This window comes from Candidatus Syntrophosphaera sp. (assembly GCA_019429425.1).
Lineage (GTDB): Bacteria > Cloacimonadota > Cloacimonadia > Cloacimonadales > Cloacimonadaceae > Syntrophosphaera.
This window is the reverse complement of sequence record JAHYIU010000016.1, coordinates 1-14,047: the sequence shown is the minus strand read 5'-3', so window position 1 is coordinate 14,047 and position 14,047 is coordinate 1. Positions and strand designations below refer to the sequence as shown.

8 protein-coding genes are annotated in these 14,047 nt (G+C 57.0%); 3 read left to right on the top strand and 5 right to left on the bottom strand.

All coding sequences use genetic code 11. The annotated features are described in order from the left end of the window. Nucleotides 1–161 precede the first annotated feature (161 nt). The 5 genes from trpS to K0B87_02850 form a co-directional block, all read right to left on the bottom strand. A complete protein-coding gene (gene trpS / locus K0B87_02870) occupies nt 162–1,154 on the bottom strand; it encodes a tryptophan--tRNA ligase (protein ID MBW6513681.1) in 993 nt (330 codons plus the stop codon). 10 nt (nt 1,155–1,164) lie between these two features. Continuing rightward, complete coding sequence (gene rimO, locus K0B87_02865; protein MBW6513680.1) at nt 1,165–2,463, bottom strand: 30S ribosomal protein S12 methylthiotransferase RimO; 1,299 nt, start codon at nt 2,461–2,463, stop codon at nt 1,165–1,167. Continuing rightward, nucleotides 2,460–3,710, bottom strand: coding sequence for a DUF1015 family protein (locus K0B87_02860; GenBank protein ID MBW6513679.1), 1,251 nt, complete (start codon nt 3,708–3,710; stop codon nt 2,460–2,462). Before K0B87_02860 ends, rimO begins: the two co-directional genes overlap by 4 nt. Before the next feature lie 21 nt (nt 3,711–3,731). After that, the gene (locus K0B87_02855; protein ID MBW6513678.1) at nt 3,732–5,000 is read right to left on the bottom strand and encodes a M18 family aminopeptidase; all 1,269 of its coding nucleotides are present in this window, start codon (nt 4,998–5,000) and stop codon (nt 3,732–3,734) included. 70 nt (nt 5,001–5,070) lie between these two features. Then, nucleotides 5,071–6,711: an AMP-binding protein gene (locus K0B87_02850; protein MBW6513677.1), complete on the bottom strand. Its 1,641-nt coding sequence runs from the start codon at nt 6,709–6,711 to the stop codon at nt 5,071–5,073. A 410-nt stretch (nt 6,712–7,121) separates the two neighbouring features. On the opposite strand from K0B87_02850, the gene K0B87_02845 reads away from it, so the two are divergent. The 3 genes from K0B87_02845 to K0B87_02835 all read left to right on the top strand — a co-directional run bounded on the left by K0B87_02845 (nt 7,122) and on the right by K0B87_02835 (nt 12,778). Further along, the gene (locus K0B87_02845) at nt 7,122–11,060 is read left to right on the top strand and encodes a hypothetical protein (GenBank protein ID MBW6513676.1); all 3,939 of its coding nucleotides are present in this window, start codon (nt 7,122–7,124) and stop codon (nt 11,058–11,060) included. 346 nt (nt 11,061–11,406) lie between these two features. Further along, the gene (locus K0B87_02840) at nt 11,407–12,516 is read left to right on the top strand and encodes a carbohydrate-binding domain-containing protein (protein ID MBW6513675.1); all 1,110 of its coding nucleotides are present in this window, start codon (nt 11,407–11,409) and stop codon (nt 12,514–12,516) included. Next, nucleotides 12,440–12,778, top strand: a complete 339-nt coding sequence (locus K0B87_02835; GenBank protein ID MBW6513674.1) for a hypothetical protein — start codon at nt 12,440–12,442, stop codon at nt 12,776–12,778. The genes K0B87_02840 and K0B87_02835 overlap by 77 nt, the downstream gene beginning before the upstream one ends. Nucleotides 12,779–14,047 lie beyond the last annotated feature (1,269 nt).

Sequence of the window (14,047 nt, the reverse complement as noted above, 5' to 3'; positions counted from 1 at the left end):
TACACTCAGCCTACACATCCCGAACGATATTGGGGATGTGTAGGGCGAAACTTCCGCAGGCATTCGAAAAGGGGATGAGGGCCGGTCGATGTACAACCGGCTGGACGGAAAAGGGATGGGATCCGGAGTGAGCGCCTGGGTTAAGGGTGGCAAATACCGGATCAATCCATGCCGATGACGTCCCTGAGGCGGGCGATCTTCTTTCCGGCGAGGATCCTGGCTTTGGCGGATCCTTCCTCGAGGATGGCGATGATCTCTCCGGGGCGCGAGATCAGGTCCGTATAGCGTTCCCGCAGCGGCGCCAGATGGGCATTCATCACCTCAAAGAGCTCCTGCTTGGCGTGCCCCCAGCCCATTCCCCCGGCCAGATACCTCTGGCGCAGGGCTTCGATCTGCTCCTGTGAGGCAAAATTGCGGTAGAGGGAAAAGATGGTGCAGGTGTCCGGATCCTTGGGTTCCTCGACGCTCTGGGAATTGGTGACGACGCGCATGACCAGCTTGCGCAGCTCCTTTTCCGGGGCGAACATGGGGATCGTGTTGCCATAGCTTTTGGACATCTTGCGCCCGTCCAGGCCGACCAGGGTTTTGCTCTCCGGGGTGGCGATCGGCTGGGGCAGCTTAAAATGCTCCCCGCCATAGGTGAAATTGAAGGTCTGGGCGATATCCACGGCCATCTCCACATGCTGGAACTGGTCGTTGCCCACGGGCACGAAATCGGTGTCGAAAAGCAGAATATCCGCCGCCATCAGCACCGGATAGGTAAACAGGCCCATGTTCACGCCGTCATCAGGATCGCGCCCGCTATCGCTGTTGGCCTGGAGCATGGCCTTATAGGCGTGGGCGCGGTTCATCAAGCCCTTGGGCGTGAAAGCCAGGAGCATGGCCAGGAGCTCGAAGGTCTGGGGCACCAAAGACTGCTTGTAAAAGAGCACTTTTTGGGGATCGAGCCCGGAAGCCAGCCAGGCTGCGGCGATCTCCAGGGTCATCTGCCGGATCTCGGAGGGGTCCTTGCAGGAATTGAGGGCATGGTAATCGGCGATGAAATAGCGCGCCTCGCAGGTTTCGGATAGTTTCAGCGCTGGCTTGATGGCGCCCAGGTAGTTGCCGATATGGGGGATCCCCGTGGGTTTGATGCCGGTCAAAGATACTTTCATTTTGTTCCTCTCAATCAGTCCAGACTTCGCCAAAGAGGTCCGCGTCGATCACGTCCGTGATCTGGACGGAGCGGATCTCGCCCGGCTTCAGGCCGCTACCGCGCACATAGGTGCCGCCGTCGACTTCCGGGGCCTGAAACCAGGCCCTGCCGAGATAAAGGCCCTCTTCTTCGCCTTCGGTCCGCTCTTCGATCAAAACCTCGATGTTTTTGCCCACATACTCTTCCAGCAGAGCTGTCATGCGTTCGTGCTGCAGGCCCAGGACGCGGTTTTGCCGCCTTTCCGCCGTTGCCCGGGAAACCTGGTCCGCCAGTTCCGCGGCCGGGGTTCCCCCCTCTCGTGAATAGAGGAACACGCCCAGATGCAGGAAGGGGATCCGGCTTACGAAAGACCGCAGCGCGATGGCTTCGGCCCTCGTTTCGCCGGGAAAGCCGCTGATCAGGGTGCTGCGCAAGACCGCCTGGGGCAGTTCCTGCAATATTCCCAGGAACATGGCTTCGAGCTCTACGCCGCCTTTTTTGCGGTTCATGGCCTTCAGAATGCGGTCCACGCTGTGCTGGATGGGTATCTCAAAATAGGGCAGGAGCTGCGGATGGCGCTTCCAGAGCGATAGCCAGCCCAGCTCAAAATGGTCGGGATGCAGATACATCACCCGGATCCAGCGATAGGCCGGAATCCCCAGTAGTTGTTCCAGAAGCTCGGGCAGGGCTTTGCGGCCATAGATGTCCAGGCCGTAATTGGCGGTGTCCTGGGCAATCAGGATCAGCTCCAGGAAAGGATCGCTTTCGCCCCCAGCCAGCGTTTCGGCCTCACGGACAAGTTCCTCGATGGGCACGCTGCGCATGTCCCCGCGGATCGAGGGGATCGCGCAATAGGAGCAGTTGTTGCCGCAGCCGTCGCTGATCCGCAGATAGCGGTGATATCCGCTTTGGATAGGCGTCCGGCCCGGGTGTCCCGCTTTTTCGAGGCCCAGCCACTCTTCCAGCGCGAAAAAATCCTTCAGCCCGATCCAGGCGTCAACCTCGGGATAGACGGCGCGAAACTCCTCCTGCCCCCGGTTCATCACGCAGCCGGTCACCAGGAGCTTGTCGATCAGGTTCTCCTGTTTCAGATAGACCAGGTCGCTCAGCACCAGGTCCAGTTCCCGTAAGGATTCCCGCAGGAAGGAACAGGTGTTGACCAGCACCAGGTCCGCCTCTTCGGGGATCTCGACCGCTTCCAGTCCGGCTCGTTCCAGGATGGCGGCAAATCTCTCGCTATCCACCAGGTTCTTGGCGCAGCCGAGGCTTTCGATATAATAGGTTTTCACGACAAAGGATGGATGAAGAGCCCGGAACGCAGTTTGGGCTCGAACCAAGTGGATTTGGGGGGCATGATCTGGCCCGCGTCGGCGATGGCGATCAATTCTTCTATGGAAGTGGGATACATCGCGAAGGCCACAACCTCGCGTCCGCTGTCCACGCGGCGCACCAATTCCTCCAGCCCGCGGATCCCGCCCACAAAGTCGATGCGCTTGTCCCGGCGCGGATCGCCGATGCCCAGGATGGGATGCAGGAGGTTGTCCTGCAGGATGGAAACGTCCAATGAGGCCACCACGTTCGCGGCGTCCCAGCTTCCGGGGCGGGGAACGAGGCGGTACCAGGAATTGTCCAGATACATGCCGATCTCATGGGTCTGCTGAGGCTGATAGACGGCCGGGTAGAGGATCTTGGTGAGCTCGAACTTCCCTTCCACCAGATCCAGGAATTCCTCCTGGGAATGGCCGTTGAGGTCTTTCACCACGCGGTTGTAGTCGAAGATCTTGAGCTGGTTGTCCGGAAAGATCACCGCCATGAAAAAGTTGAATTCCTCCTCGCCAGTGTAGTCCGGATGCTGTTCCCGGCGCAGTAATCCCACCTTGGCGGCGGAGGCGGTGCGATGGTGCCCGTCGGCCACATACAGATATGGCATTTGGGCAAATGCGCCACTTATGGCGGCGATGTCGTCAGCTTCGTCCAGGAGCCAGAGCGTGTGGCCGATCCCGTCGTCGGAAACGAAGTCATAGACCGGCTGGTGGCTTTGCTTGACCTTCCCGACCACAGTGTCGATCACCTCGTTGTGCGGATAGGTGAAGAACACCGGCGAGGCGTGGGCGTCGCAGGCGTCGACGTGCCGGATGCGGTCCGCTTCCTTGTCCGCGCGGGTGTGCTCGTGCTTTTTGATCAAGCCGTCCATGTATTCGTCCACCGAGGCCAGGCCCACCAAGCCGTTCTGCTCGCGGCCGTCCATGGTCTGGCGGTAGATGTAGAACATTGGCCGGGAATCCTGCTTCATGTAGCCCTCAGTGGCGTATCTATCGAGGTTTTCCCGCGCCTTGGCATAGACCTGGGGATCGTAAAGATCGGTCCCCAAAGGAAGGTCGACCTCGGGTTTTTCCACGTGGATATAGCTCAGCGGGTGTTTTTGCACCTCGAGCCGGGCTTCGTCGGAATCCATCACGTCATAGGGCAGCGAAGCGATCGCCGCCGCGTGCTCCGGCACCGGGCGCAAGGCCCGGAAGGGTTTGAATACTGCCATCTGGGGCACTCCTGTATATTGTTATTGGTAATATTCTTTGAGAACTTTGATCATCGCCGCGTGGTCATGGGTTCCGGCGGTCTCGCGGATCGAGTGCATGGCCCAGAGCGGATTGCCCACGTCCACGGCCGGAATGCCCAATTGGGCGGAAACGATCGGCCCCACCGTGCTTCCGCAGAGCAGGTCGCTGCGCATGGCGAACTTCTGGGGCTTGACCCCGGCGTCTGCGCAGAGGGCGCTGAAACGCTTGCTGCTGGCGGCGGTGGAGGCGTATTTATAGGAGGCGTTCCATTTGATCACCGGGCCCTGGTTCATCACCGGGGAGCAGGCCGCGTCATACTTTTCCGGATAGGAGGGATGGTAGGCGTGGGCCATGTCGCCGGAGACCAGGAAGCTCCCGGCCAAAGCGATAAGCTGCTCTTCCCGGCTGAGCTTCAGGGCGATGCTGATCCGTTCCAGAATGCTGGCCAGGATCGAGGAATCCGCCCCCTGCGGGGTTCCGGAGCCGATCTCCTCATGGTCGTAGAGCACGGCCACGCAGGTCGCCTTGGGCTGTTCAGTTTCCAGGATGGCCCGCAGGATGGCGTGGCTCATGCCCAGGTTGTCCAATCTTCCGGAGACCACGAGGCTGCCGTCCAGCCCGCCCAGAGTGGCTTTGGCAAAATCATAGAGAAAGAGTTCCATCTCCCCGATCTGTTCCGGGCTCACGGCCAGTTCCCCGGCCAGAGCGGCCAGGAGGGGGTTCCCGGCGCTGGAGCCGGTGTTGAGGATCGCCTGCAGGTGGATCTGCTTGTTGTATTCAAAGCCTTTGTTCACCTCGCGGTTGAGGTGGATGGCGGCGTTTGGGATGATGGCCACGGACTTCTTCAGGTCCACGGGGACGATGCTTGAAGCGCCGTCCTTTGTTAATGCCACCTTGCCGGCAATGCCCAGTTCCCGGTCCGTCCAGGTGCTGAGGATCGGCCCGCCATAGACCTCCACGGCGATCCGGGAGATCCCGGATTCGGTCTTCAGGCTCTCCGGTTTCAGCTTCAGCCCGGGGCTGTCGATATGGGCGGCGGCGAGGTTGAATCCCGTCTGCGGCAAAGGTTCGGAGCCCACGATCCATGCGATGACGCTGGTCTGGCGCTGGACAAAGTATTTTCCGCCCGGTTTCAGTTCCCATTTATCTGTTTCCAGGAGGCGGGCAAAGCCTTTTCCCTCCAGGCGTTTCAGGATCTCGCCGGAGGCCTGGGCGGGCGTGGGCGAGCCATCCAGAAAAGCGAGCAAATCATTTATATGGCTGTTCATTTGGCTACTCCAATCTTCAGTTTGGGCCTATCTTTTTCAGCCCCGCAATCCTGTCAAAGGGATAAATCGCTCAGCGATAGAGATACCGTTTGACCTTCTGGGTGGGCGTTTTCTGGAAGGGCTCGTTGACCACCTCGATCCTCACGATGCGGCTGAAATCCGAGAGCGCCTTATTCACGTTCTGGCGGTTCTCCTCCATAATCTGGGCCACCTGGGACTCTGGGATGTGGTCCTTGTCCAGGGCTTCCAGATCGGGATAGACCAGCGCGTGAAGCTGCTTGTCCCTTTCCAGGACCACCGCCTCCATCACATAGGGCAGGTTGTTCAGTTTTTGCTCCACCAGTTCCGGATAGATGTTTTCCCCGCTGGGGCCCAGGATCACGTTTTTGCTGCGGCCGCGCAGGTAGATGAACCCGTCCTTGTCCACGGTGCCGATGTCGCCGGTGTGCAGCCATCCGTCCTTAAGGTATTCCGCGGTGGCCTCCGGATTGTTGTAATAGCCCGTGAAAACCGCGTCCCCACGCAGGAGGACTTCGCCGGGGGCCTTGGCGGGATCGGGGGATTCGATTTTGCACTCCAGGGATTCCACGATCCTGCCGCTGGATTCGAAGCGATGCTCAAACCAGCGCGCGTAGCTGATCAGCGGGCCGCATTCCGTCATGCCGTAGCCGATCGTGAAGGGAAACTTTATCTTTTTCATGAAGAGCTCGATCTCCGCGTTCATCGGCGCCCCGCCCGCGATCAGTTCCGTCACGTTGCCCCCGAAAGCCGCCATCAGTTTGGCCTTGATCTTTTTCGCGATCACGCCCTTCAACACGGGGATCTTCAACAGGGCGCGCATCTTCGGGGTCTCGACGATCGGCTGGAGCTGCTTCCGGTAGATCTTTTCGATCAGCAGCGGCACCACCAGGATCACGTTCGGCTTGAGGTCCTGCATCGCCGCCAGGAGCACTTTGGGCGCGGGGATCTTGTCCAGGAAATTGATGTGGTTGCCCCTCGTGACGGGATAGAGCATGTCGAAGGCGCTGGCGTAGGCGTGGGCCAGAGGCAGGAAAGCCACCACCTTCGCCCCCACCTTGAAGGTGAGATTTTCCCGCGCGTAGATCAGGTTCGCCAACAGCGAGCGGTGGGGCAGCATCACGCCTTTGGAAAATCCGGTGGTGCCGGAGGTGTAGATGATCGCGGCGAGGTCCTCGTTATCGCAGACGTCCGGCGCGGAAAAGGCGTAGGCGCCCAGGTTCATGATCTCCGGGGTGTCCGCCAGCGGCTTGATAATCTCCTTGCGGCCGTCAACCTTGTTCACCAGCAGCCGCATGTCGTCCAAGGAAAACACATATTTCGCCTTGCGCAATTGCTCCTCGTCGATGCTGTCGAACTTGTCCTTGCTGATGAAGAGGATCTCGGAATCCGAATGGTTCACGATGTGGGCGGTGTCCTCCGGCGAGAAATTCACCAGGATGGGCACGACCGTGCCGCCAAAGGTGACCGCCGAAAGCCAGATTATCGCCCAATTGCTGCTGTTCTTCCCCGCCAGGGCAATCTTCGAGCCCTTGGCCAGCCCGCAGGCCTTATAGAGATTGTGCAGCCAGACGATGCGCTTGCCCACGTCCGAGTATCTGAGCGCCGGGCCCGGATAGTCAGTGAACGCCTCCAGGTCCCAATAGGCCTTGATCGAATCCGTGAGATAGGGTATAAGCTTTTCGCTGATCATATCTGTCTCCTCAGAATAAAATTTAGATTTTCACAGTTTCAAAACCGCAATTTCCCTGTCAAGATATTTCAACACGCCACCACGCCACCACGACTCCGCGCCACCGCGACATCACTCCGCGGCTCTGTGGCAAACGCTTAATGGCTGATTACGCATGACCCTGAACTACTAATTTTGAATCAAGTTGCCAAAATATCTTGACACGGATTTGGGTGTCATATAAACTGATATCGAGTCATTGTTTTCACACCCAAACAATAACATTGGCTGATATAGTCAGGGTCAAAGGAGTTAGACATGGTCGCAATGCTGATCAACCTGGCGTTCCCGGGCAGCTTCACCCCCTTTGCGCAAAGACCATTTAAGCTCTGTCTCAACCATTTCCACCCAAATCCCCAAAGGAGTTTATCATGATCAAGAACCTCTTTGTATCATTTGCTGTACTAATGGCCATCGGACTGGGAGCCACCCCCATCCAATGGGTCGGGACCACATCCACCAATTGGCACACCGCATCAAACTGGAACCCTGCCATGGTACCAATCAGCGCAGAGGTCATAATTCCCGGCACGGCATCCCATTTTCCCCAGATATATCAAAACGATGCGAGTTGCGCTACCCTGACCATCAACAGCGGCGGAAGTCTGACAATTAGGGACAGTAAAGAGCTGGATGTGAATGGCGAAGTTTCAATTTCCGGGCTATTGATAATGGAAAATCAGACCTGGCTTGATGTTTACGGTCATTTCCAATGGCAGGCAGGCGCGACGGCTGATTTCAGCGGATACGCACAAATCAGGTGCCGGGCAAACATGACCTTCGCCGCTGGTTCCGACGTCCAGATCGATGACGGTCAGATATTATTCCAGCACTCCAGTCAAAGCCTCCATTTGTACAACTACTCGCCTAACACCCAATTAAACCACTTAGATTCTGCCGTTACCTATCCTTCGGCGCTCTTTTACTCCGGCTCATCCACCCATGACCTGGATGTTGTAACCCTGTATGTCCAATCCTGGGCATCTTTTGTTTCCTACTATTCAGGCAACATCATAGTGCGAGGCCACCTTAACAGCCAAAATGCCACGAATAACGGTTTCCAACTCCACGCCGGGACTCTGGTCATGCAGGGTGATGACAAGGCCATCACATTACTATACCCTTCCGACCACTTTCACAATCTTAAGATCAACTCGCCCGGTACGATCAGCCTCATCAGCAACATCAACGTCAACGGCAACCTGACCCTGGAAAGCGGGATCCTCGCGGCCGGAAACAAGACCATCTCCCTGAAGGGAAATTGGGTCAACCAGGCTGGCGCGGGGGCTTTTTCTGCCAGCACATCGCGGGTGGTCTTTTCCGGCGATGCCCACCAGTATTGCAATTCCACCAACAACTTCCACACCATCGAGGTCAACAAGGGCGGCGGCGCGCTGCGCGTGAACAGTTCCTCCGCCGTGGTCACCTGCGCCCAATATGACTGGACTGCCGGCGCGGTGGACGTCCTGCTGGGCACTTTCACCGCCAATCTGCTCTTGGACAACCGCATCGCCGGCAAATGGTATCTGAATCCGGGCGGGACCATCAACCTCACCAATTCCGGCACTTCCCGCTACGTGGATCTCGTCGGTGAGATCCATATCTATGGCGGCGAATTCAACGTTTTCGGCGGAGATGACAATTCCTGGTGGGCGGGGCTGGGAGCCACCCACGTGCATATGGAGGACGGGATCCTGGATTTCCATGACACCGGCGTGTTGATCCAGAACTACCATGCCTTCACCCATGATATCAGCGGCGGGACGATCCGGATGAAGGGGAATTTCTCCATCAACCGAAGCGACTTCAATCCCACCGCAGGCACGGTTGAACTGGCCGGAACCGGCAACGCGACGGTCTCCCACGCCCCGGGATCGAACCTCTACCACCTGACGATCGATAAAAACAGCGCCAACACGGTTACCGCCGTCTCCAACCTGGACATTTACGGCCATTTCGAGCTTTCGGGCGGCAGTTTCCTCGCCCCGGACATGATGCGGGTGGGCAGAAATTGGTACAACAACGTAGGCAGCAACGCCTTTGTCGAAGGCATCGGCAAGGTGGTCTTCTTCGGCGATTCGGGAAGCTACGTTTTTGCCAACGAAGTTTTCTGGGATCTCGAGTTGGACAAGTCCGCCAATAACCGCATCATGAAATTGCAGTACTCCTATAACGGGATAGTGTGCCACTCCTTTGACTGGACCTGTGGCATGCTGATAGTCTCCAGTGGTGCGTCCTTCACCGCCGAAGATCTGTTGGACCCGGGAATATTGGGCATTATCGAGGTTAACGGCGGAGGGACGGTCAATTTGCATCAGGATCCCGGGCAGCGCATGGACCTGCGGGGTAGCGTCGCCATCTCGGAAGGAAGCACACTGAACGTGTATGGCGGCAGCGCCAACTGCAGTTTGTCCTATGGCGGGGACCCGGGTACGCTGATCATGAGCGGCGGGGTTTTGGACTTCAAGGACCGGGGTATCTACCTTCCCGCGACCGGCGATTTCACTGCCAATATCAGCGACGGCGTCATTCGCACCGTGGGCAACGTGATCCTTTACCGGGACGGATTCAATCCCGGCGGGGGAACCATCGAGATGTACGGCTCCGGCAACGCTTCGCTGCAAAACACGGCGGGAAGCAGCTTTTTCAACGTGCTGATCAACAAAACTGCTCCCAGCTTTGTCACCGGCAGCGGGCCGATCGTCATCAACGGCAGCTTCACCGTCGATTCCGGAAGATTCAACGCTCCGGCGCAGATGAGCGTGGCCCGGCACTGGCAAAACAACGTTGGCCCCGAGGGGTTTTATGAAGGCAGCGGCCGGGTGGTCTTCATCGGCAGCCTGAACAGCTACGTCTATGGCGAGACCTTCAATGTCCTGGAATTGAACAAACCCGGCAGCTCGATCTTCGTGCCCAGCGGATATACCCTGAACTGCGCCTCCTACGACTGGAGCGCCGGCACTGTCCAGGTTACCGGCGGCACTTTCAACGCCGCTTCCCTGGAGGATAATTACATCGCCGGAGCCTGGAGCCTGGGCAGCGGAACCGTCAACCTCACCAATTCAGGAACCGGCAGGATGGTCACCCTGGGCGGCGATATCAGCATCAGCGGAGGCGTCTTCAACGTCTTTGGCGGTGCCACCTCTTCAGTTTGGGGCTATCCGACACCCGCCTCCCTCACCATGAGCGGCGGAGTGCTCGATTTCAAGGATACCGGCATCGAACTTTCCCCGTCCTATGCCTTCACCGGAGACATCAGCGGCGGAACCATCCGCACCGTGCTCAGTTTCCAGGCCCAGCGAAGCGATTTCACCCCCACAGGCGGGACCATCGAACTCTATGGAGACTTCTATGCCGTGGTCTCCCACGCCGCAGGCGCCAACCTCTTCAACCTCACCATCAACAAAGCCACTTCAGGCTCCAATGTGGGCGGCAATGGCGCCATCTCGCTCCATGGGAATCTCGACATCAATGGAGGAAACTTCCTCGTCAACCAAAGCGTCAGCGTCCTGAACGCCGCGCCGACCACCATCAACGCCGGCACCCTCAACCTGAACCACAACACTTTCAGCTCGACTGGAGACGTGAACGTGAACGGCACCCTGATCGTGGATTATGGCTCCACCCTGTCGCTCTCGCACGGCAAAAGCCTGACGGTCAATGCCGGCGGATACCTGGAGGTCCTGGGCGGCCCGACCCAACCTGCCACCATCACCCACAACAGCGCCGGGCAGTATTACGCCCTGAGCATCGAAAGCGGAGGCACCATCGCCGCGTCTTACGCCATCTTCGAATACATGAACCGCAGCGGGGTCAACATCAAGTATGGCGCACTCGTGCACGCCAGTTACAGCCTCAACCACTGCACCTTCCGCAACGGAATGAGCACCGGCCGGCTGCTGATCATCAACAACGCCCAGAATTTCAATATCACCGGCGCCAGCTTCCCCACCAGCACCGGAACTTACAACGTATCCAAGAGCGTGGACCAGGGCAGCGTCTTCTTTGCCGGGTGGAGCGGCGCTTTTGGCGGCCCGGGCAATGAGGACGACGCTTTCAACCGCGTCTTCTGGCAGGGTACGGACGTCCCTCCCATCTATGACCTGGCCATCAGCCACGTCCCGTCCGTCAACCAGATCCGGCTGGACTGGACCTATCCGCTGCCGGTCACTGAGTTCAAGATCTGGCGCAGCGCCACGCCCGACGGCACCTACAGCCTGGTGGGGGGCACGGCTTTCAACTATTGGCAGCAGGAAGCCACGCAACCCAGCTATTTCTACCGGGTGACCGCGGTGGTCCCCGATCCCTGATCAAGGCAGGGTTTTACCGATAAGGGAGTCCGCAAATAAAACAAAAACTTTGCCCTTGGCTATTGGGCAAAAGGAGCAGGAAATAAAAGCAAGAATAAGCATCAAGGCCTTGCTGGCACTGGCATTGCTGGCTGGTTTCGTGTTTCTGGGGGCTGTGGCCCCGGAAGAGCGTTCCGACAATGAACTTCCTTTGGGTTGGGATCCCGGCGAAACGCACTCTTGAAACTTTGATCCGGATGGCGGCCAACTCCGGGAAACCAACACCTGGACGGGCAGCTTCAGCCAATACTGGCACACCAACAACAATTGGAGCCTGAGCCGCATCCCCAACTCCACCCATCACGCGGTGATCCCATCCGGAACGGCCTACAGCCCCTATATCTCGAGCAACGCGACCTGCGGCGCCATCACTGTCCAAAGCGGCGCCACACTCACGCTGCCAGCTGTAAATGTAACCGTAAACAACGATGAGAACATCTACGGTTCCCTAATCATGAACAACTCCCTCGGCTACCTGAACAACATTTCCTTCTACAATCAATACATGGCGACAGTCCTGGAAACAAACCTGACCGTGAAAGGGAATCTCTGGATCGGGGGAGCGGGACTGGTCGCTGGCCCATACACGATCACGGTCGCCGGCGATTGGACAAACGCGGCGGGGCCCGAAGATTTCTGGGAAAGTTCGTCCCGGGTGGTCTTCAACGGCAGCAGCCATCAGTACGTCACTTTTTCGGAAGACTTCCATATCCTGGAAGTGAACAAGAGCGGCGGAGCTTTGCGCCTGAACGACTCCTCAACCGTGGTCACCTGCGCCCAATATGACTGGACTGCCGGCGCGGTGGACGTTTTGCAGGGCACCTTCACCGCCAGTTATCTGATCGACAACCGCATCGCCGGGAAATGGTATCTGAATGCCGGCGGAACGATCAATCTCACCAATTCCGGAACCAGCCGCTGGGTTGATTTTGCCGGCGAGATCTACATCTATGGAGGCGAATTCAACGTCTTCGGCGGAGCGGACAACTCCTATTGGTGCTACAGCGGAACTTCCAAGCTCACGATGAGCGGCGGCACGCTGGATTTCAAGAACCGGGGCATCAAGATCTGGCCCGATCATACCCTGGATGAGGCCATTACAGGCGGCACCATCCGCGTCAATGGGCCATTCGTGGTCCTGAACACGGCCTTCACCCCCCTACGGCAACACCCTGGAGATGTACGGTGGCGCGGATGTCGAGCTGTCCCATGTCGCCGGCGCCAATCTGCACAACCTGACGATCAACAAGACCAGCGCCAACACCGTCAACGCAAGCTCAAACCTGGACATCAACGGCAGTTTCAGCCTTTCGTCCGGTTATTTCGCGGCCCCCGCCGTGATGAACGTTCGCAACAGCTGGTACAACTACGTCAGCCCAACCGCCTTAATCGAAGGAACGGGCAAGGTCATCTTTGACGGCATCAGCAGCTATGTCTATCATAACGAGAATTTCCACGAACTGGAAGTGGCCTTGCTCAACAACAGCTATTTCCTGGCAATAACTTCAGGCCGCGTTGTCACCTGCGCCTCCTACAACTGGACATTGGGCGCCTTGAAAGTCCTGGGCGGGACCTTCACACTCGTCGGCAAAACCACCAACCTCTACTGGACCCAAGCCCTGCCGGGAGACGCCTTCTTCTACCGCGTTACGGCCGTTGTCCCCTGCTCCCTGCTGTAGCCGGACGATTACACTGTGGCCGGAGGATTCCGATCCTCCGCCTTTTGGCGTGCCAAACTGGAGCAGGTTTGCAGAGCTTTGGAATCCTCCGGCTACAATCAACCACGCCACCACGCCACAACCCAATTTCTTTGTTATTCATCATTCATTGTCCATTGCCCCATCTCCCGCCGACCAATCGCCGATCGGGCGGTTGCCGGAGGGGTGGTAAGTGAGTGGCGGGCGCTTGCCGTTTGGGAAACTTCCCCTCCATGGATAGTGGGTTACCCAGTTCAAGGAAGAATGAAAAAATGAAGAATGAATAATGATCAGCGGGCCAAATCTACATTGTACATTCTACATTCCACATTATATTTGATCCGCGTGGCAGCCACAGATGGACAATGTGTAAGATTAACAGCATACTGGTCAACCAGTTAAGCATATCAAAAGTGAATCTTACACAATCTTACACAGGACATTGTGTAAGATTTACGCACTGTCCCACAATAAGTTAGCCGAATCTTACACAAAATATCGACCTTCGCCCCAGAGCCGGAGCCAGTGGGGGAGGGATGCAATCCTGGTCCTGCTGAATAAGGCTTATATAGTTATATTTCATATATTTATATATCTTATATATTACATATATTTATATTATATTATTAATTTACTTGATATCCTCTTCCCTCTCTCCTGCAGCATTTACGCCCAATCCCAGTCCTTTGCTCCCCCTCGCACAATGGCCACCAACCCTGTCAACCCCGGACGGGGGGGGGGGTGGAGGGTCGATATTTTGTGTAAGATTCGGCTAAGTTGCTGTTAGACAAAGAGAAAATCTTACACATTGTCCTGTGTAAGATTGTGTAAGATTCGGCTAAGTTACTGATAGACAAAGAGAAAATCTTACACAAGGCTTTGCGTAAGATTCGCTATAATTGTTTTTGGCTCTCTTTCAAACTGAGTGGGTCAGGTTTTAATCAAAGCCAGGAAGGGGGTGGCAAATTCCGATTTGCCACAGCGGTCACAGACCGCTTCTGAAGGCTGCCGTGCTGCCTTTGCCGATTCTCCAGATCGGCAACCCGCTGCTTGTTCAATCCGGATTTGACGCGCCAATCACCCACTCGATTTAAGACCGTTGCACATAGTGATTTTCACTAATAACTTATCTTTCCCACATCTAAATCATTGCAAATTAGACCAGGCAAATGACAGCGAGCTAACGCAAAAGATTAACTGGCAATGCGATACTTGAATCGCGTGAAATCGTGATTATCCAGTTCCTCCAGT